Genomic DNA, 18955 nt, shown 5'->3' on the forward strand with positions numbered 1-18955 from the left:
TACTGTCTCCTTCTACGGCGCTCAGTCTATCGATCCAGACCTACGACGCCAGGCTGCCGCAACTCCGTGGGCAGCACCAAACAGGAGACACGGATATGCCAGCAGGCACCGTAAAATGGTTCAACACCACCAAAGGCTACGGCTTTATCGCGCCCGAAGATGGCGGCAAGGACATCTTCGTCCACATCTCGTCCGTCGAACGCTCGGGCCTCACCGGTCTGGCCGACAACCAGAAAGTCACGTACGAACTGCGTTCGGGTCGTGACGGCCGCGAAAGCGCCGACAACATCCAGCTTGCATAAGCTGTTGAAAGGGTGAGGGAAATCCCTCACCCTTTTGTTCAACCGCTACCGTTTCGGTGGCTGTTTGATCACATCACGGATACGTGATGCTTGCCCCAGAATTGACCAAATAACATATCATGATGAAACTGGCTCTTAGGTTTCATTGGTCAATTGATGAGGGTTTCGATGTTTACACGCAGAGTTTTTCTGGCCGGAACAGCGGCCACGCTGCTGCCGGGCATTGCCAGCGCCAAGAAAGCGGTCGAGTATGATCCGACACCGCAATTCGTGCGCATCAAAAAGCAGTTCCTGCCTGGGCAGCTGCTGGTCGCCCCCCGTTCATTCTATCTTTACTATGTCACCGAACCACGCAAAGCGATCCGCTATGGCTGCGGCGTCGGCAAGGCTGGTCTGGAATTCACCGGCACCGCTACCATCGATGTGAAAAAGGAATGGCCGACCTGGCGCCCGACCCAAGAGATGATCCAACGCGATCCGGTGGCCTATGCAAAATTCAAGGACAATGACTATGTACAGCCAGGAGGTGGGGATAATCCCCTCGGCGCGCGCGCGATGTACCTGTTCCAGAACGGTGTCGATACCTATTTCCGAATCCACGGCACGACCCAACCACAAACCATAGGCAGGGCGGTGTCAAACGGGTGCATTCGGATGCTGAATGAACATGTCATCGATCTGTATAACAGGGTCCCTATCGGAACGGTTGTTACGGTCGTCTGATCGCTATCACGGGGATGGCTAATCTTCCCCGCCCGCCTGCGTCACGAGTTGCAACACGGACGGACCCATTGCGTCAACGATCTTCGCCACCCCCGCCGCGTTTGGATGAATGCCGTCCGATTGCATGAATTGCGATACGGCTGCGGGATCACCCTCCGCTGCAAGTCCCTCGAAGAAACTGCTGAAAAACAGAACTTCAAACTCCTGCGCCAGCGCAGGGTACATGCCATCGAATGCCCGCTTGTATTCAGCGCCGTAGTTGCCCGGCGCCTGCATTCCGATCAACAAGACAGGAACCTTCGCATCGCGTGCAACCTCAAGGATCTTGCGCAGATTGGCTTGCGAAACAGCAGGATCGATCCCGCGCAACACGTCATTCCCGCCTAAGGCAACGATCATTCCGTCCACATCGGGTGTCAGGGTCCATTCCACCCGTGCGGCACCACCCGCCGTTGTATCGCCCGAGACACCGGCGTTGATAACCCGGACATCTGCGTCCTGCGCCTGTAGCCAACGGTCAAGCTGGGGAACAAACCCGTTCTCTTCCACCAGCCCGTAGCCTTGCGTCAGCGAATCCCCAAGGGCTGCAATCGCCACCTGTTCGGCTGTGGCCGCAAAACCGCAGAACACAAATGGGCTTGCCATCAAAACCTTGCGCAATACGGTGATCACTCCATATCCCAAAAACCGCTCCTTTATCGGGAAGACCCATGACGCCTGCTGTTCTCGCTCTTCAGAATGCCGCTTTATCGCTGGATGGCAATGCCGGGCGGGTCGATATTTTGCATGACATTACATTGACCGTGAACAGGGGGGAAACGCTGGGGCTGATCGGGCCATCGGGGTCGGGAAAATCGTCGCTGTTGATGCTGATGGGTGGGTTGGAACAGGCAACAAGCGGTCAAATCTTGGCCTTGGATCAGAATTTGACAAGCATGGACGAGGACGCCCTGGCGCGGTTTCGGCGCGACAACATGGGCGTGGTGTTTCAGAATTTCCACCTGATCCCAACGATGACCGCGTTGGAAAACGTGGCGACACCACTGGAACTGGCAGGGCACAAAGATGCGTTCGACCGGGCCGAAACTGAACTGAATGCCGTGGGATTATCGCATCGCCGCGATCATTACCCAGCACAGTTGTCGGGTGGCGAGCAGCAACGAGTTGCCTTGGCGCGCGCATCGGCACCACGCCCCAAGATCTTGCTGGCGGACGAACCGACCGGGAACCTGGACGAGACAAACGGTGCCGCGATCGTTGATCTGCTGTTCGGGCTTCGGCGTAAATATGAAGCGACGCTGGTTCTTGTGACGCACAGCCGTTCACTGGCTGAACGATGTGACCGGGTGATCCGGCTGCGCGACGGCAGGATTGCCGACGAGATACGGCAGGAGGCCGCAGAATGAGCCTTCGGCTTGCCGCGCGGCTGGCCCGTCGAGAGCTGCGCGGGGGCCTGCGCGGGTTTCGCATCTTTCTGGCTTGTCTGGCCTTGGGCGTCGCAGCCATCGCAGCCGTCGGATCGGTGCGTCATGCGATTCAGACCGGGCTGACCCGCGAAGGGGCATCACTGTTGGGCGGCGATGCCGAGCTTGAGTTCACTTATCGTTTTGCCACTGAGGCCGAGCGCCTCTGGATGCAACAGGCATCCGAGCAGGTGTCCGAGATTGTCGATTTCCGCTCGATGGCGGTTGTACCCCGCGACACCGGGCCGGAACGTGCGCTGACCCAGGTCAAATCTGTGGATAAGGCTTACCCGCTGGTCGGATCGGTCAAACTTGAGCCGGACATCACGCTGAGCGACGCCCTGAACGGCAGGGCCGGATTACCCGGTGCCGTTATGGAACCTGTTCTGATCGACCGGCTTGGTTTGTCGGTCGGTGATCACTTCGCGCTAGGCACGCAAGAGTTCATTCTGATGGCCGAACTTCGGAATGAACCCGACAGCGCCGCGGCTGGTTTTGCCTTGGGGCCACGTACAATGGTGCGTACCGAAGCGTTGCAGGCATCTGGCCTGCTGGAACCCGGAACGCTTTTTTCGACCAGGTACCGGCTGACCTTGCCCCAAAACGCGAACCTGTCGGAGGTGTCCGCACGTGCCAGCGCCGCGCTTGAGGGCACGGGGATGCGCTGGAGCGATGCACGCAACGGCGCGCCGGGCATATCGGAATTCGTCAACCGCCTGAGTGCCTTTCTGGTCCTTGTCGGTTTGTCAGGGCTTGCCGTCGGTGGCATCGGTGTGTCCGCCGCCGTGCGGGCCTATCTGAGCCAGAAAACGGAAACCATTGCGACATTGCGGACATTGGGGGCGGATCGCGCTACCATTTTTCAAACTTACCTGATTCAAATCGGAGTGCTGTCCCTGACCGGCATTGTAATTGGGCTGGTGCTGGGCGGGGTGGCTCCGCTTTTGCTGGCGCCGCTGCTGGAATACCGGTTGCCGGTTCCGGCGGTGTTCTCGCTCTATCCGCGACCGCTGATCGAGGCCGCACTTTATGGCTTGCTGACAGCATTTCTGTTCACGCTCTGGCCGCTGGCCAGAACCGAAGATGTGCGCGCCGCAACCCTGTTTCGCGATGCGCTGAGCGCAGCGCGTCCCATCCCACGCGCGGTTTACGTCGTGGCGACCGGGATTGGATTGGCGTCCCTGATCACGATTGCGTCCTGGTTCAGCGGATCAACTCGCCTTACCCTGTGGACCAGTGGCGGACTAGCGGGCGCACTGATCCTGCTGGCGTTCGCAGCCTATGCCATTCGCAAACTGGCACGGGCCGGAACACCTTTGGCGCGGGGCCGCCCTGCCCTGCGATGGGCCTTGTCCGCCATCTCTGATCCGCGTGAAGGCGCGGGGTCGGTGGTTTTGTCACTTGGTCTGGGTTTGTCAGTGCTGGCAGCGGTTGGGCAGATCGACGGCACGCTGCGCAATGCGATCTCCGGCAATCTGCCTGATGTCGCGCCCTCATACTTCTTTGTCGATATTCAAAAAGACCAGATGCCGGGTTTTACCGAACGGCTGCAAACCGATCCTGCTGTCAGCCGCATTGAAAGCGCACCAATGCTGCGAGGGATCATCACTCAGATAAACGGCCGCCCCGCGCGCGAGGCAGCCGGAGATCATTGGGTACTGGAGGGAGATCGCGGCGTCACCTATTCAGCCCGACCCCCGGCAAATGCACGGGTGACAGCGGGGGAATGGTGGGCCGAGGATTATTCTGGCGCACCACAGATCAGCTTTGCAGCCGAAGAAGCCGAAGAGATGGGTCTGAAACTCGGCGATCAGATAACTGTCAACATCCTGGGGCGGGATATCACCGCAGAGCTGACCTCAACCCGAGAGGTGGATTTTTCCACAGCGGGTATGGGTTTTGTCATGTCGATGAACCCGTCGGCGCTGGCGGGCGCACCACATAGCTTTATTGCGACGGTATATGCAGAAGAACAGGCCGAGGCCGCTATTCTGCGAGATCTTGCGGGCCAGTTCCCCAACATCACGGCCATCCGTGTGCGCGACGCCATTGACCGTGTTTCGGGCCTATTGGCAGGGATCGCCGCTGCTACCTCGTATGGCGCGGGCGTGTCTTTGTTGACCGGATTTCTGGTTCTGATCGGTGCGGCAGCCGCCGGTGAACCCGCTCGCAGATACGAGGCGGCAATCCTCAAGACGCTGGGGGCTGACCGTGGCCGCATCCTGCGCAGTTTTGGACTGCGCTCGGTCCTGCTGGGTGCCGCGGCGGGTTGCGTCGCCTTGCTGGTTGGCATCCTGGGCGGCTGGGCTGTGGCCACCTATATCTTCGACACAGGTTTTACCGTGATCTGGTCTTCGGCCATTGGCATTGTTCTGGCCGGTGTCGGCGTCACGCTCTGCGCAGGATTTGCCTTCGCACTGCGCCCTCTCTCTGCCCGGCCAGCCCGAATTTTGCGGGCCAGCGACTAAGATCAGCGTATGCAGGCCACGGGCTGCAACAGCTTCAGCAACGGGTCGTTGTCACAAACCAGCGCATCCAACGACACTTCGTCCAGAGATGCATAAAAAACTTCCGCCGCATCCTGCAACGCCAGCCGCAGCCTACAGGCATCGGTCAAAGGACAGGTGTTATCCGCATCCGCAAAACACTCGGCGATGGGCAAGGCCCCTTCTACGTGCCTGAACACCGCGCCGATCCGGATTTGGCTTGCTGGACGTGCCAACGACATACCGCCGTTGCGGCCGCGCTGAGTGCTCAGGTAATTCAACTGGCTTAACTGGTTGATCACCTGAGCCAGATGGTTTTCCGAGATGTTGCAGACTTCGGCGATCTCGGCTTTGGTGACCAGCCGGTCCGGGTGTGCGGCGCAATACATCAACAGGCGCACAGCGATATTCGTCCGTTTGGTAATCCGCATGAGGGCCTCCCTGAATAAAAGATGAAGCCTTATTGCATGTCGCGGAAAAAAGCGGTTTGACATACATCAATCGACCCAAAGGACACCTCTCGCATGGCCGACCCCTATTTCTTTGGCTATGGAAGCCTTGTGAACCTCGCCACACATGATTTCCCCGACCCCCGCCCGGCAAAGCTGAAGGGTTGGAAACGCGCATGGCGTCATACCGATCTGCGGCCGGTCGCGTTCCTGACAGCTGTCCCGGACCCGGAGTCTGAAATTGAGGGAATGATCGCGCATGTCCCAAGGAACGACTGGGCTGCGCTGGATGAACGGGAATGGGCCTATGACCGAATTCCGGCAACCCGGTCGGTTTTACATCCGCTGACACATGACGTCGAAATAGCGGTCTACGCCGTCCCGCAGGATCGGCATAACGAGCCCAGCAACCACCACCCCTTGTTGCTCAGTTATATCGACGTTGTCGTGCAAGGCTATCTACGGGCATTTGGAGAGGAAGGGGCAGACCGGTTCTTTGCAACAACCAGCGGCTGGGATGCCCCGATCCTGAATGACCGGGCCGAGCCCCGTTACCCACGACATCAACAACTGAAACCAGCCGAACGTGACTTCGTTGATGATCGACTGATCAGACTGTCGGCCCGGATTGAGCAGCTGGCATAAAAAGGGTCGCGCCTGGGCACGACCCTTTTTTCTGGAATAGTAGCGGTTTACCCGCGCGCGCGGATCACCTGCAGCAACGGCAGCAACGCAGCCATTTCCGGGCCACGCTCTGCACCGGTCAACGCCTTGCGCAGCGGCATGAACAGACCTTTCCCCTTGCGGCCTGTCGCCTCTTTCACGGCATTGGTCCAGGTCCCCCAGGTGTCGCCATCAAACGGGCCTTCGGGCAGCAGCGACATGGCCTGAGCGATGAATTCGCGATCTTCATCCGCAACCAACGGCTCAGCACCATCGCGGCACAGATCCCACCACCCTTTGAGGTCGGCCAAAGTGGTGATGTTTTCCCGCGCCATGGCCCAGAACGGTTCAGCCAGTTCGGCTGGCACCCCGGCATCCGCGACAGCTCCGGCCACATTCGCCAGCGGCAGCGATTGCAGGTATTTGGCGGTCAGCGGGAACAGGTCCTGCACGTCGAACTTGGTCGGCGCGGCACCAAACCGGCTCACGTCAAAGCCATCGATCAACTCGGCCATATCCGAGCGCAGCTCGACCGGATCGGACGAACCCAGACGCGCCATCAGGCTCAGCAGTGCCATCGGCTGCACACCCTGTTCACGCAGATCGCGCAGGGCCAGCGTACCAAGGCGTTTCGACAGTGCTTCGCCCTGCGGGCCGGTCAGCAGCGAGTGATGCGCAAAGCGCGGGCAATCCCCGCCCAGTGCATTGATGATCTGAATCTGGGTCGCAGTGTTGGTCACGTGGTCCGAGCCGCGCACGACATCTGTCACGCCCATTTCGGTGTCATCCACCACCGACGCAATCGTATAAAGAACCTGCCCATCACCTCGGATCAGCACCGGATCAGAGACCGAGGCCGCATCGATCGAAATGTCGCCCAGAATTCCGTCGGTCCACTCGATCCGTTCGTGATCCAGCTTGAAACGCCAGACACCGTTGCCACGTTCCGCGCGCAAGGCATCCTTCTCGGCATCCGACAGGTTCAGCGCGGCGCGGTCATAAACCGGCGGCTTGCCCATGTTCAGCTGTTTCTTGCGCTTCAGGTCCAGCTCGGTCGGCGTCTCAAACGCTTCATAGAACCGCCCCATCGCGCGCAACTTGTCAGCCGCTTCGGCGTAGCGGTCCAAACGCTCGGATTGACGCTCGACACGATCCCAGTGCAAACCCAGCCATTCAAGATCCTGTTTGATGGCATCGACATATTCCTCTTTCGAGCGTTCGGGGTCGGTGTCATCGATGCGCAGGATGAACGTACCACCCGCCTTGCGGGCGATCAGATAGTTCATCAGGGCGGTGCGCAGGTTGCCCACATGGATGTAACCGGTGGGCGACGGGGCAAAACGGGTGGTTGTCATGGGTGTCTCCTGTTGGCGCGGCTCTTGTCACATGGGCGCGTTTTTGTCCAGCCGCCGCTTGATCCATCAGGTGATTCAACGCGGTTCCACGGGCCATATCCTGCCAAGGTCGTCCAACCCGGCGCGGATGAGTTCCGACAGAACCTGCATGTCGATATCCGCCAGCGTGTTCACATACAGGCAGGACTTTCCCAGCTTGTGCTTGCCCAACCGGGCCAGAATGCCGCTAAAATCCGCGTAACCCGGCATGATATAGATCACCAGCGCCGACTTGCGCGGGGAAAATCCGGTTGCAAGAAAATCGCCCTCTCGGCCCGAGGCGTAGCGATAGTGATAACGGCCATACCCTATCATCGACGGGCCCCACATGACCGGATCAAACCCGGTGGTGGCCCGAAACAGTTCATCCAGAGCGCGCGCCTCCTCGGCCCGACGTTCTGATTGGACCGAATTAAGGAAGTCTTCTACACTTTGATCTGTTGGAACGGTTTTGTTCTGCGATCGCGACATGAACAAAAATTAACACGTATTGTTCATCCATGCACCCTACGTGGATGTCGTAACATCTGGTCAGAATCTCACACCGTTCTAGTTTTTCTAAAGGTGTTCTGACAGGGAGAACGATAATGACAATCAAACTTACGCGCCGCGCCGCCTTGGGAACTGCTGCCGCCTTACCGTTTGCCACAACAGCAGCGCCGGTTTTGGCCGCAGGCTCTGACGCCAAGGCCAACTCGACCATCGCCAAATCCTTCAAGGTCGGCGACTTTACCGTCACGACCCTGCTGGATGGCAGCCTGCCGCGTGACGGCGCCAAGGATATCTTTGGCGGTGGCGCGTCTGATGAAGACTTTGCAAAGGTTTCGGCTGAGAACTTTATTCCCGCCGACACTGCCCAGTTCTTCTTTACCCCCTCACTGGTCAACACCGGATCGGAACTGGTGTTGTTCGACACCGGTCTGGGGCAAGGCGGCATTCAAGCCGCTTTGGCCGATGCAGGTGTCAGCCCGGATCAGATCGACGTTGTCGTGCTGACCCATATGCATCCAGACCATATAGGCGGCATGACAACGGATGGCGCACCGACCTTTGCCAACGCACGCTATGTGACCTCGGCAACGGAATACGATTTCTGGTCCGCGCAAGAGGCCGGAAACAATGTCGGTGATCTTGTGGCCGCAAAAGTCACGCCGCTGGCCGAGAAGATGAGCTTTATCGGTGATGGAGAGCAAGTGGCGTCGGGCATAACTGCGGTTGCGGCCCACGGCCATACTCCGGGCCATACTGTCTATCATCTGGAAAGCAACGGACAGCGCCTTTTGCTGACAGCGGATTTGGCCAACCATTACGTGTGGTCCTTTGCCCATCCGGAATGGGAGGTTCGGTTTGACATGGACAAGGCCGCCGCAACAGCCGCGCGCCGTAAAGTTCTTGGCATGCTGGCAGCCGACAAGATGCCGATGGTCGGCTATCACATGCCCTTCCCTGCCGCGGGCTTTGTCGAGACACGGGGCGAGGGCTTCCGCTTTGTTCCGGTCAGCTATCAGATGATGGGCTAAGCCCCTAGTAACCCGGATCCGGTCGCACTTTTGAGCCGTCAGTGAACCGAGACAGACGGAACGCGGTCGGATCCACACAAGGGGTTGAATCAGTGACAAGGTCAGCCGTCAGGCGGCCGGCGCCGGGCCCGATGCCAAAGCCGTGGCCGGAAAAACCTGTGGCGATATACATACCCGGCATGTCATCCACGCCCGAGATTACGGGAATGGCGTCGGGGGTAACATCAATCATACCCGCCCAACTTTGGACGATTTCACTGTCCTGCAAGGCAGGGAACCCTTTTCGTGCACTGGCCCAGGCTTGTCGCAAAAACTTCTGCGAAGGTTCAGGATCCAAAACCCGGCACAGCTCGAACGGGGTCACGTCGGTCGGCAACCATTTTCTGTTCTGACGGGCCTCGATAGCCCACTGTTTTGACCAGCGAAAACGCAGGGATTTCCATTCCTGCGCAAAGGCAAAACGAAACTGCAACCCCAGCCGGAAACTGTCTGGCACGATATCAACCGTGTTCTGATGCCCGGACGCGATGGTGTGCCCGCCGTCTGCGCGCTTTCGGATTGCAAAATCATCCGACCATAGCGCAGTTTCGGGCCCATCTTTCACCGGAGAGGTCCGCAGAACTGTGTTCAGAACCTTAAGCTGCGGCAGGTTGATACCTGCATTGCCCGCAAACAGACGCGACCACGCACCCCCCGCCAAAACCACGCGCCCGCAGGCGACCTTGCCGCGTTCGGTGAATACACCAGCAATACGCCCATCCTGAATGTCCACACTTCGCACAGCACAGCCTGTCATGATCACAGCACCTAGACGACGTGCGGCTTCGGCGATGGCCGGGGCGGCCCATTGCGGTTCAGCCCGCCCGTCCTGCGGCATGTAAAGAGCAGATGTCAGGCCGGTTTCGTGCCCGTGCAACAACTCTGCCAACTCGCGTCCCGACACCATTTTTGCTCCGGTCTGCAATCCTTCCACATGGCGCATCCAACGCTTCAGGTTGACTTCTCCCCGCTTGCCGGACGCGCCGAAAAGAATGCCGGATTGCGAATAGCCGGTATTGCCATCCAGGCGGGCATCAAGGGTCTGCCAGATCCGCAACGCCTCTTGCATCAGGGGAATTTCGCGGGGGTCACGCATGCCCAAACGCACCCACCCCCAATTGCGCGAGCTTTGTTCAGCTGCAATCTGCCCCTTTTCGCACAAAAGGACGGAAGCGCCGCGTTCAGCCAGTTCCAGCGCGGTTGAAACGCCGATTATGCCGCCGCCAACAACGACAACATCAACAGATTTGGGAAGGGCAAGATCGGATTCTACGGGGTTCGGTTTTGGTGCCGTCATAAATACGCAATACTCTGTCGCCTGAACCCGTATGGGGACCAAGACCCAGAAGTTTGGCAACACGAATTGTCACAACGTCGGCACTATTTTTACGCCTGTGGCCCAGACGCCAATGGCAACGAAAATCCTCAGCACATCACGCTGCGCCGGACAGTTCCGCCCATTTCTGACGCAGCTTCGCGGTCAATCCGGTGTCTTTTTGCACGGTCTGCGCGGTTACGTCCTTCTGCGGCAACAAGCTTGGAAACTCAGCCCGAAGCGACGCCGCTGCCTGTTCGTCGGACAGCCGCTGTTCATTCAGGACACCGGCAATCGCCGCTTCCAGCTTTTCCTCATCCAGCTCCTGCGGCGGAGATTCCATCGTCCGCCGTTTCAAAAGAGCATGATGCGATCCTTGATATTCCTCATACATGTCAAAACCAAACCATTTACTCAGACATCCAACCCCGGATGCGTCACACTTCATCAAAATCAACTCGCGACTTTGAGAATTGCGTCGCACCCGCCCCACATAGGGCAATTTTCAAGCTAAAATGTGGCAGAAAGTTGTCACTGCGACAAGTCAGAGGCCGGTTTTCGCGCCCGTGGCAGGCCCATAACGAGAAATCGGAAAACAATCAAAGGGAGGGAAACTTTACTGTTTCCAAGTCAGCGCACGAATTGCGGCAATCAGGGGCGATCACGCCAGCGATTCACAATCGGATACCGCCGGTCCAGCCAGAACGCGCGGTTGCTCAGGCGCGTACCGGGGGCGGACTGAAACCGTTTATACTCGCTGATATAGACCAGATGTTCGACCCGCTGCGCATCTGCTTCGTTGTACCCGGCGGCGACGCAATCCGCGATCGATCCGTCCTGATCGACCAGGATCTCAAGTATTCCGTCCAGCACCGGGTAATCCGGCAGGCTGTCGCTGTCTTTCTGATCTTCGCGCAGTTCCGCACTGGGCGGTTTGTCGATGACAGAGGGACGGATCACTTCGCCTGCAGGGCCCATCATCCAGTCTCGGTGATTGGCATTGCGCCAGCGGCAGGTTTCGAACACACGGGTCTTGTACAGATCCTTGATTGGATTATAGCCGCCGTTCATGTCGCCATAGATCGTGGCATAGCCCACGGCGACCTCGGATTTGTTGCCGGTGGTCAACAGCATTTCGCCGAACTTGTTCGAGATCGCCATCAACAGCAACCCGCGCAGGCGGGATTGAATGTTTTCTTCGGTCAACCCTTCATCCAGCCCTGCAAACAGCGGTGCCAAAGTGCTGGTGACGGCTGCGCGGCTGTCCGAGATCGGCACGTAGTCATAATGCACGCCCAGCGCTTTGGCGACCGCCTCGGCATCGTCAAGCGAGGCCTGGCTGGTGTATTCCGACGGCAGCATCACGCAGCGGACATTTTCGGCCCCGATGGCATCGACCGCAATGGTCGCAACCAGCGCGGAATCGACCCCGCCGGACAAGCCCAGCAGCGCCTTCTTGAAACCGGTTTTTCCCATATAGTCGCGAAGGGACTGCACCATTGCGCGATAATCCTGCTCCCACTCATCCGGTTGAGGCACGATTTCACCTGATGCGATCCGCCAGCCGTCTTCGCCGCGCTCAAGATCGACTTGCGAGAGCAGTTCGTCAAAAACAGGCATCCGGAACGCCAGTTCCCCGCCCGGGTTCAGGCCAAAGCTGGCACCGTCAAAGACCTGATCATCCTGCCCGCCAACCATATTCAAGTAGATCAGCGGCAAGCCGGTTTCGACCACGCGCGCGACCATATGGTTCAGTCGCACATCGTATTTATCCCGGAAATAAGGCGACCCGTTGGGGATCAACAAAAACTCGGCCCCGGTTTCCTCCAGCGTTTCTGCCACGTCCGGGTGCCAGCTGTCTTCGCAGATCGGGCTGCCAATCCGGAAATTCCCTACCGAATACGGCCCACCCAATGGACCCGCATCATACAAGCGCACTTCGTCGAACACCGTCTCATTCGGCAAGTGGTGCTTCAGAACCTTGCTGGTGATCCGGCCACCCTTCAGGATCAGGTAGGCGTTGTACAGCTTTCCATCGTCGACCCAGGGACCACCAATGGCGATTGCAGGACCTTCAGCGCATTTTGCGGCCAGCGCTTCGACCGCAGCCATGGCTGCGCGGTGGAATACCGGTTTGAGAACCAGATCCTGCGTGTTGTAGCCGGTGATGAACATCTCGGGGAAGGCCACCAGATCCGCGCCCGCTGCCTTGCCTTGCTCCCATGCCGCAACGGCCTTTGCCGCGTTGCCTTCGATATCGCCAACGGTCGGATTCAGTTGCGCCAGAGTGATGCGGAAACGGTCGGCCATGCTGCCCTCTTGCCTCGTAAGTCCTATTGCCATTTAGCAGATCACCGCGCGAGTAAAAGACCAATGCGGCAAAAGCCGTTGCTCTGCCCGCAACGGTACCTTAGTTTTGCGAAAGAGATATCACCAGCGACGACCGGGCAGACAGGACCAGAAATGAACGTGATCCGAAACTCAATTTTGGCGGCGGGGATGAGCCTGACAGCTGCCACTGCTTTCGCGCAGGACGGGACCGTCATCGTCAAGGATGATGAAGTTGGCGGTGTCTATGAAGGCACTTATGAGAACGGGTTGCGGCACGGGACAGGAACGTATCGGCTGCCGAATGGGTTTGAGTACACGGGGCAGTGGGTAGAAGGCGAGATTCAGGGTCAGGGTACGACACACTACCCCGACGGGTCAGTCTACGAAGGCCTGTTCGCCAAGGGTCAGCCCGAAGGGCGCGGCAAGATTATCTATGCCAATGGCAGCAGCTACGAGGGCGATTGGTCCAACGGGTCAATCAACGGCACCGGCATCGCTGAATTCACGAACGGCACGCGCTATGAGGGTGAATTCAGGAACGCCCAGCGACATGGCAAGGGCGTGCTGAGTTTTCCCGACGGATATATCTATGACGGCGACTGGGTCGACGGTGAGCGGCAGGGCAAAGCAAGGATCACCTATGCCGATGGCAGCGTTTACGAGGGCGACGTCAGCGCAGGCATGCGCGATGGCACTGGCACGCAGACGATGCCCGACGGAATGGTGTATTCAGGGGATTGGTCCGGGGACCAGATCACCGGGACGGGCAGCCTGACCTATTCCAATGGCGATGTATACGAAGGCGAACTTCAAGAAGGGCGCCGCCACGGCAAGGGCAAAGTGACCCACGCCCAAGGGGATGTGTACGAAGGCGATTTTGTCGACGACCGTCGCCACGGCAAAGGAACGTTCACCGGAACGGACGGCTTTGTGTATACCGGCGACTGGAACGCCGGGCAGATTGAAGGTCTTGGCGAAGTGACCTATCCGGATGGATCTGTCTATGTCGGCGATTTTGTTGCCGATCTGGCCGAAGGAAACGGCAGCATCACCTATCCGGACGGATCGACCTATGAAGGCGAATGGATCGCGGGTGTTATCGAGGGTCAGGGCACGGCCACCTATACCAATGGTATAATCTACAAAGGCCAATTCAAAAACGCGCAAAGCCACGGCAAGGGTGTGGTTACGCGCGCAGATGGCTCGGTATATGACGGCGACTGGGTTGAAGGCGTGCGTCAGGGCAAAGGCAAGGCGACCTATTCCGATGGCACGGTCTACACCGGTGATTTCCTGAACGGAAAACGGCACGGCAAAGGGGAAATCGTAACCCCTGCCGGGTTCAAGTATACGGGCGACTGGTCGGACGGAAAAATCAACGGCGTGGGTACCGCCACCTACTCGAACGGGGATGTGTATGAGGGCAGCTTTGTCGACAACAAACGGCAAGGCAGTGGGACGATGCGCTATGCCAACGGCCAGGAGGAAAGCGGTGTCTGGGAAAACGGCGTGTTGCCAGATCAGACCTCGGACCAGCAGAGCGACGCTGACACCCCTGCCCCGCAACCCAACCCTGATGCAAATACTGAGGCAACCGGAACCTCGGACGGGTGAAGGCTCACCACGGGACCCGCTTACCGGCCCAATCATAGAACCCTCCGGTATCAGCGAGCGTTAACCCGCGTATCACGTTCAACAGGTTATCGGCGGCGGCTTCAGGTTCGACGGCAGGATGACGACCTAGGTATTTGTTCGTGAACTCTGTTTTTACCGTGCCGGGGTGAAGGGCGACGCAAATCGCCTGTTTATGTGTTCGGGCCAATTCAATTGCGGCGGTATGGACGACCTGATTGACCGCTGCCTTGGCCGCTCGGTAGCTGATCCAACCACCTATCCGATTATCCCCGATTGATCCCACCCGCGCCGAAAGCACCGCGAATACAGATCGTCTTTGTCGCGGCAACAGATGATACGCGTGGCTTAGCACCAATGCCGGACCAACGGCATTCAACGCAAACTGATCCATCATGGCGTTGGCTGAAATCGCCCGAATGGTCTTTTCCGGCACAGAGCCGTCTATCTCCAAGGCGCCCGAAGCCACCAGAATCAGATCAAACTGACCTGGTAGGTTTTCAAGCTTCAGCATCACCCCGTCCGGATCGGTCAGGTCAAAGCCGTCCTCCGACCGGGACAACCGCGTGACCGAAACGCCCTGCTCAACCAGCCGTCCGGTAACAGCTGCGCCTATCCCGCCAGAAGCACCAATTATCAATGCAGTTTCCATCCATGATCAGCTAGCGGCGCTGTGCAAACAATCAAGGCGGTCGAAACAAGGGCAGTTGCCAGAAGTTCGCGTATTGCAAATTGGTTCTTTTCATTCCCGGCGGGCTCTGTATAACCTCAATCCCATGATCAACCGCGCAGATATCCCTTGTGTCGACACCGCCCTTCGCGGTGCGTCGCTGCGTGGCCTACTGATCCTAATCCGCCTCTGAGCGTGCCATCCGGCGCGCCCGCTCAGAGGAGGACGCCAGCGCGCCATAGGCTTTAGGACAGAAGAAGAAAGAGAACCCCATGACCAACGTGACCGACCAAGACCGCGTCTTGATCTTCGATACCACTTTGCGCGACGGCGAGCAGAGCCCCGGCGCCACCATGACCCATGACGAAAAGCTCGAAATCGCCGAGCTGCTGGACGACATGGGCGTCGATATCATCGAGGCCGGTTTCCCCATCGCGTCCGAAGGCGATTTCAAGGCTGTGACCGAAATTGCACAGCGGTCGAAAAACAGCCGCATCTGCGGTCTGGCCCGTGCAAATTTTGCCGATATCGACCGCTGCTGGGAGGCGGTAAAACACGCCGAGAAGAACCGCATTCACACATTCATCGGCACTTCGCCGCTGCACCGCGCCATCCCGAACCTGACCATGGACGAGATGGCCGACAAGATCCACGAAACGGTCAGCAATGCGCGCAACCTGTGCGAAAACGTGCAGTGGTCCCCGATGGACGCGACGCGAACCGAATGGGATTACCTTTGCCGTGTGATCGAGATCGCAATCAAGGCCGGGGCAACCACGATCAACATCCCGGATACGGTGGGCTATACCGCTCCGGTGGAAAGCGCGGACCTGATCAAGCGTCTGATCGAAACGGTGCCGGGGGCGGATGACGTGATATTTGCCACCCATTGCCACAATGACCTTGGCATGGCGACCGCGAACTCGCTGGCCGCTGTGGCAGGTGGTGCCCGCCAGATTGAATGCACCATCAACGGTCTGGGCGAACGCGCTGGCAACACGGCGCTGGAAGAAGTTGTCATGGCACTGCGCACGCGCAACGATATCATGCCGTGGCACACTGGCATCGACACCACCAAGATCATGCACATCTCGCGTCGGGTTGCGACGGTCTCGGGCTTTCCGGTGCAGTTCAACAAGGCAATTGTCGGCAAGAACGCTTTTGCCCATGAAAGTGGCATCCATCAGGACGGGATGCTGAAAAACCGCGAAAACTTTGAAATCATGCGTCCTGAGGACATTGGTCTTTCGGGAACATCCTTGCCGCTTGGCAAACATTCGGGCCGCGCAGCCTTGCGCGACAAGCTCGAAACGCTGGGGTTTGAGGTGGGCGACAACCAGCTCAAGGATATCTTTGTCCGGTTCAAGGATCTGGCAGATCGCAAGAAAGAGGTGTTCGACGACGATCTCATTGCACTGATGACGCTGGACGAGGCTGACGACCACCTGCAACTGGTTTCGATGAAGGTGACTTGCGGCACGGGTGGTCAGGCGGAATCGACGGTCGAGCTGGAGGTTGAAGGCGTGGACAAAACCGCCACTGAACATGGCGACGGCCCGGTGGATGCGACCTTTAAGGCGATCCGTGCGATTTATCCCAACACGGCACGCCTTCAGCTTTATCAGGTTCATGCCGTAACCGAGGGCACGGACGCACAGGCGACGGTTTCCGTGCGCCTGGAAGAGGATGGCATGATCGCAACCGGCCAGTCGGCAAACACCGACACCGTCGTGGCGTCAGCTAAGGCTTATATCCACGCTCTCAACCGCCTGATTGTGCGCCGTGAAAAAGCTGGACCAGGCGCGGATGCGCGCGAGATCAGCTATAAAGACCTGACGTGATTGCATAAATCATCCGGGCAACCGCAAGTTTGGTTGCCCGGAAAATCCAACACGACCCACGGTGATGGATTGGGTGCTTTATCCCGACCAGCGTCTCGTCTGCTGCTAAAGCTGCGCGAAAAGCTTGGAAAGGCGGTTCATTTCGTCGCCGATACAGAACGGCGCGTTCACAACAAACATACCTGACCCAATCATCCGGTGCCCCTCACGCGCAGGCGGGAATGTCACTTCGTGGCAAATTGCTTTGGGGTAGTTTCGCGATTTGAGAGCCGCAGTCATCCCAGCATGTCGATTGTCCGTCAGGATCGGGTACCAAAGGGCAATCACGCCCACATTCCACTTGCGGTGCAGCTTGGCGATAATGCCGGGCAAGCGGTCATAATCGGCTTTCACCTCGTAACTGGGGTCAATCAGCATCATGCCCCGGCGCGGAGCTGGAGGCAGCAAGGACTGCGCCAGATCGAACCCATCCTGCTGATAGACTTTCGCCCCAAACGGCGACATCGCCAACGACAGGGCCGCAAATTCCTGTGGGTGCAGTTCCGCGAGGTGCAAACTGTCCTGTTCCCGCAACATAGTCGCAGCAATCATCGGCGATCCTGGATAGGCCATGTCGCCGTACCGGGCCTCTACCTGCTTCAGGACCTGCGCCATCGGGTGGTCGGGCCCGAACCACCCTTCCCGCTGTGCGCGACCGATCCCTGCCTCTGCCTCTCCTGTCCGAATGGATTCGTCTGCATCCAACCGATACAACCCACGCCCGGAATGCGTTTCGATATAGCTGAGCGGCTTGTCCTTGCGTGTCAGATAATCCAGCACCCACGCCAGTAAAGCGTGCTTTTGGACATCCGCCAGATTCCCGGCGTGGTAAATGTGTTGATAAGAGAGCATTTTGCCTTCTAAAGTCCCATTCAATAAGGCGGAAAGGTGCTGATTGTCGCGGAATCAGCCCTTTTACCGGGCGTGATGGCACCCTATAAGTCATCCGTCCCGGAACCGTCGAGTCGCGGGCAGTAGAAAACCGACATTACAGGATCAGGGAAAACATGGGGATCTTTGGCAATCTGGGCGGCCTGTTCACAGCGGACATGGCTATCGACCTTGGAACAGCAAACACGCTGGTTTACGTCAAGGGGCGCGGTGTCATCCTGTCTGAACCTTCGGTTGTGGCCTACCACGTCAAGGACGGTGTGAAGAAAGTTCTGGCAGTTGGCGAAGATGCCAAGCTGATGCTGGGTCGGACGCCCGGTTCGATCGAAGCCATCCGCCCCATGCGCGAAGGTGTGATCGCGGATTTTGACACTGCCGAAGAAATGATCAAGCACTTCATCCGCAAGGTGCACAAACGCTCGACCTTCTCGAAACCCAAGATCATTGTCTGCGTTCCTCATGGCGCAACCCCGGTCGAAAAACGTGCAATTCGGCAGTCGGTCCTGTCAGCAGGTGCCCGTCGCGCGGGCCTGATTGCCGAACCGATTGCGGCCGCAATCGGGGCCGGCATGCCGATCACCGACCCGACCGGCAACATGGTTGTTGATATTGGCGGGGGCACTACCGAGGTTGCTGTTCTGTCGTTGGGAGACATTGTCTATGCCCGTTCGGTCCGCGTTGGTGGTGACCGGATGGACGAGGCCATCATTTCCTACCTGCGTCGCCAGCAGAACCTGCTGGTAGGTGAATCCACGGCTGAACGCATCAAGACAACCATTGGTACCGCCCGCATGCCCGACGACGGGCGCGGTCAGTCGATGCATATCCGGGGGCGTGATCTGTTGAACGGCGTGCCCAAGGAAATCGAGATCAGCCAGGCCCAGGTGGCCGAAGCGCTGTCAGAGCCCGTGCAACAGATCTGCGAGGCGGTTATGACCGCGCTTGAGACAACGCCCCCCGATTTGGCTGCGGACATTGTCGACCGTGGTGTGATGCTGACCGGCGGCGGCGCGCTGCTGGGCGATTTGGACCTGGCCCTACGCGAACAGACCGGCCTGGCGGTATCCATTGCGGACGAAAGCCTGAATTGTGTGGCTTTGGGCACCGGCAAAGCACTGGAATATGAAAAACAGCTGCGCCACGCGATTGACTACGAAAGCTAAGGCGCGCACCCTCGGAAGATAGGGTTATATCGGC

At 58.5% G+C, this 18955-nt stretch carries 18 protein-coding genes; 9 read left to right on the plus strand and 9 right to left on the minus strand.

Annotated elements, in window-relative coordinates:
• Positions 1-95: 95 nt before the first annotated feature.
• The gene (locus ACR0J7_RS06115; RefSeq protein WP_209506380.1) at positions 96-302 is read left to right on the plus strand and encodes a cold-shock protein; all 207 of its coding nucleotides are present in this window, start codon (positions 96-98) and stop codon (positions 300-302) included.
• Positions 303-470: 168 nt separating this feature from the next.
• Entirely contained in the window at positions 471-1025 is a 555-nt protein-coding gene (locus tag ACR0J7_RS06120) for a L,D-transpeptidase (protein WP_209506382.1), read from the plus strand.
• 18 nt (positions 1026-1043) lie between these two features.
• Here ACR0J7_RS06120 and ACR0J7_RS06125 read toward each other — a convergent pair whose 3' ends face one another.
• Positions 1044-1670, minus strand: a complete 627-nt coding sequence (locus tag ACR0J7_RS06125; protein ID WP_480913679.1) for an arylesterase — start codon at positions 1668-1670, stop codon at positions 1044-1046.
• 65 nt (positions 1671-1735) lie between these two features.
• Between ACR0J7_RS06125 and ACR0J7_RS06130 the strand changes: the two genes are divergently transcribed.
• Together ACR0J7_RS06130 and ACR0J7_RS06135 are read left to right on the plus strand one after the other, a co-directional pair.
• On the plus strand, positions 1736-2431 hold the full coding sequence (locus ACR0J7_RS06130; protein ID WP_480773295.1) for an ABC transporter ATP-binding protein: 696 nt from the start codon (positions 1736-1738) through the stop codon (positions 2429-2431).
• On the plus strand, positions 2428-4956 hold the full coding sequence (locus tag ACR0J7_RS06135; RefSeq protein ID WP_480832226.1) for an ABC transporter permease: 2529 nt from the start codon (positions 2428-2430) through the stop codon (positions 4954-4956). The genes ACR0J7_RS06130 and ACR0J7_RS06135 overlap by 4 nt, the downstream gene beginning before the upstream one ends.
• 2 nt (positions 4957-4958) lie before the next feature.
• On the opposite strand, the gene ACR0J7_RS06140 is transcribed toward ACR0J7_RS06135, so the two are convergent.
• The gene (locus tag ACR0J7_RS06140; RefSeq protein WP_209598591.1) at positions 4959-5405 is read right to left on the minus strand and encodes an RrF2 family transcriptional regulator; all 447 of its coding nucleotides are present in this window, start codon (positions 5403-5405) and stop codon (positions 4959-4961) included.
• A gap of 93 nt (positions 5406-5498) precedes the next feature.
• Between ACR0J7_RS06140 and ACR0J7_RS06145 the strand changes: the two genes are divergently transcribed.
• The gene (locus ACR0J7_RS06145) at positions 5499-6068 is read left to right on the plus strand and encodes a gamma-glutamylcyclotransferase family protein (protein ID WP_480913591.1); all 570 of its coding nucleotides are present in this window, start codon (positions 5499-5501) and stop codon (positions 6066-6068) included.
• Positions 6069-6115: 47 nt separating this feature from the next.
• On the opposite strand, the gene gltX is transcribed toward ACR0J7_RS06145, so the two are convergent.
• On the minus strand, positions 6116-7441 hold the full coding sequence (gene gltX, locus ACR0J7_RS06150) for a glutamate--tRNA ligase (RefSeq protein ID WP_480910179.1): 1326 nt from the start codon (positions 7439-7441) through the stop codon (positions 6116-6118).
• Between the two features lie 75 nt (positions 7442-7516).
• Positions 7517-7951: a DUF1801 domain-containing protein gene (locus ACR0J7_RS06155; protein WP_480910181.1), complete on the minus strand. Its 435-nt coding sequence runs from the start codon at positions 7949-7951 to the stop codon at positions 7517-7519.
• Positions 7952-8067: 116 nt separating this feature from the next.
• On the opposite strand from ACR0J7_RS06155, the gene ACR0J7_RS06160 reads away from it, so the two are divergent.
• Positions 8068-9000, plus strand: a complete 933-nt coding sequence (locus tag ACR0J7_RS06160) for an MBL fold metallo-hydrolase (RefSeq protein ID WP_480913593.1) — start codon at positions 8068-8070, stop codon at positions 8998-9000.
• A gap of 4 nt (positions 9001-9004) precedes the next feature.
• Here ACR0J7_RS06160 and ACR0J7_RS06165 read toward each other — a convergent pair whose 3' ends face one another.
• From ACR0J7_RS06165 to ACR0J7_RS06175, 3 genes are all read right to left on the minus strand, one after another.
• Complete coding sequence (locus tag ACR0J7_RS06165; RefSeq protein ID WP_480913595.1) at positions 9005-10336, minus strand: NAD(P)/FAD-dependent oxidoreductase; 1332 nt, start codon at positions 10334-10336, stop codon at positions 9005-9007.
• A 136-nt stretch (positions 10337-10472) separates the two neighbouring features.
• Positions 10473-10697 (minus strand): hypothetical protein, encoded by a 225-nt coding sequence (locus ACR0J7_RS06170; protein WP_245220582.1) that lies wholly within the window; start codon positions 10695-10697, stop codon positions 10473-10475.
• 308 nt (positions 10698-11005) lie between these two features.
• Positions 11006-12664, minus strand: coding sequence for an NAD+ synthase (locus ACR0J7_RS06175; RefSeq protein ID WP_480483248.1), 1659 nt, complete (start codon positions 12662-12664; stop codon positions 11006-11008).
• A gap of 153 nt (positions 12665-12817) precedes the next feature.
• On the opposite strand from ACR0J7_RS06175, the gene ACR0J7_RS06180 reads away from it, so the two are divergent.
• Positions 12818-14299 (plus strand): MORN repeat-containing protein, encoded by a 1482-nt coding sequence (locus ACR0J7_RS06180; RefSeq protein ID WP_480899291.1) that lies wholly within the window; start codon positions 12818-12820, stop codon positions 14297-14299.
• A gap of 4 nt (positions 14300-14303) precedes the next feature.
• Here the strand turns inward: ACR0J7_RS06180 and ACR0J7_RS06185 are convergent, their stop codons facing one another.
• Positions 14304-14969, minus strand: a complete 666-nt coding sequence (locus tag ACR0J7_RS06185; protein WP_480545928.1) for an SDR family NAD(P)-dependent oxidoreductase — start codon at positions 14967-14969, stop codon at positions 14304-14306.
• 290 nt (positions 14970-15259) lie between these two features.
• On the opposite strand from ACR0J7_RS06185, the gene ACR0J7_RS06190 reads away from it, so the two are divergent.
• On the plus strand, positions 15260-16828 hold the full coding sequence (locus tag ACR0J7_RS06190) for a 2-isopropylmalate synthase (RefSeq protein ID WP_480913597.1): 1569 nt from the start codon (positions 15260-15262) through the stop codon (positions 16826-16828).
• A gap of 105 nt (positions 16829-16933) precedes the next feature.
• On the opposite strand, the gene ACR0J7_RS06195 is transcribed toward ACR0J7_RS06190, so the two are convergent.
• Positions 16934-17719 (minus strand): 23S rRNA (adenine(2030)-N(6))-methyltransferase RlmJ, encoded by a 786-nt coding sequence (locus ACR0J7_RS06195; protein WP_480486707.1) that lies wholly within the window; start codon positions 17717-17719, stop codon positions 16934-16936.
• A gap of 155 nt (positions 17720-17874) precedes the next feature.
• On the opposite strand from ACR0J7_RS06195, the gene ACR0J7_RS06200 reads away from it, so the two are divergent.
• Positions 17875-18921 (plus strand): rod shape-determining protein, encoded by a 1047-nt coding sequence (locus ACR0J7_RS06200; protein ID WP_039523195.1) that lies wholly within the window; start codon positions 17875-17877, stop codon positions 18919-18921.
• The last annotated feature ends 34 nt before the right edge of the window (positions 18922-18955 follow it).

The sequence above is a fragment of the Ruegeria sp. O4 genome, assembly GCF_056535125.1.

Bases quoted from the DNA above. Each gene is read 5' to 3' on its own strand.
- ACR0J7_RS06115 (WP_209506380.1), top strand. From the start codon at position 96: ATGCCAGCAGGCACCGTAAAATGGTTCAACACCACCAAAGGCTACGGC.
- ACR0J7_RS06120 (WP_209506382.1), top strand. From the start codon at position 471: ATGTTTACACGCAGAGTTTTTCTGGCCGGAACAGCGGCCACGCTGCTG.
- ACR0J7_RS06125 (WP_480913679.1), bottom strand. From the start codon at position 1,670: ATGGCAAGCCCATTTGTGTTCTGCGGTTTTGCGGCCACAGCCGAACAG.
- ACR0J7_RS06130 (WP_480773295.1), top strand. From the start codon at position 1,736: ATGACGCCTGCTGTTCTCGCTCTTCAGAATGCCGCTTTATCGCTGGAT.
- ACR0J7_RS06135 (WP_480832226.1), top strand. From the start codon at position 2,428: ATGAGCCTTCGGCTTGCCGCGCGGCTGGCCCGTCGAGAGCTGCGCGGG.
- ACR0J7_RS06140 (WP_209598591.1), bottom strand. From the start codon at position 5,405: ATGCGGATTACCAAACGGACGAATATCGCTGTGCGCCTGTTGATGTAT.
- ACR0J7_RS06145 (WP_480913591.1), top strand. From the start codon at position 5,499: ATGGCCGACCCCTATTTCTTTGGCTATGGAAGCCTTGTGAACCTCGCC.
- gltX (WP_480910179.1), bottom strand. From the start codon at position 7,441: ATGACAACCACCCGTTTTGCCCCGTCGCCCACCGGTTACATCCATGTG.
- ACR0J7_RS06155 (WP_480910181.1), bottom strand. From the start codon at position 7,951: ATGTCGCGATCGCAGAACAAAACCGTTCCAACAGATCAAAGTGTAGAA.
- ACR0J7_RS06160 (WP_480913593.1), top strand. From the start codon at position 8,068: ATGACAATCAAACTTACGCGCCGCGCCGCCTTGGGAACTGCTGCCGCC.
- ACR0J7_RS06165 (WP_480913595.1), bottom strand. From the start codon at position 10,336: ATGACGGCACCAAAACCGAACCCCGTAGAATCCGATCTTGCCCTTCCC.
- ACR0J7_RS06170 (WP_245220582.1), bottom strand. From the start codon at position 10,697: ATGGAATCTCCGCCGCAGGAGCTGGATGAGGAAAAGCTGGAAGCGGCG.
- ACR0J7_RS06175 (WP_480483248.1), bottom strand. From the start codon at position 12,664: ATGGCCGACCGTTTCCGCATCACTCTGGCGCAACTGAATCCGACCGTT.
- ACR0J7_RS06180 (WP_480899291.1), top strand. From the start codon at position 12,818: ATGAACGTGATCCGAAACTCAATTTTGGCGGCGGGGATGAGCCTGACA.
- ACR0J7_RS06185 (WP_480545928.1), bottom strand. From the start codon at position 14,969: ATGGAAACTGCATTGATAATTGGTGCTTCTGGCGGGATAGGCGCAGCT.
- ACR0J7_RS06190 (WP_480913597.1), top strand. From the start codon at position 15,260: ATGACCAACGTGACCGACCAAGACCGCGTCTTGATCTTCGATACCACT.
- ACR0J7_RS06195 (WP_480486707.1), bottom strand. From the start codon at position 17,719: ATGCTCTCTTATCAACACATTTACCACGCCGGGAATCTGGCGGATGTC.
- ACR0J7_RS06200 (WP_039523195.1), top strand. From the start codon at position 17,875: ATGGGGATCTTTGGCAATCTGGGCGGCCTGTTCACAGCGGACATGGCT.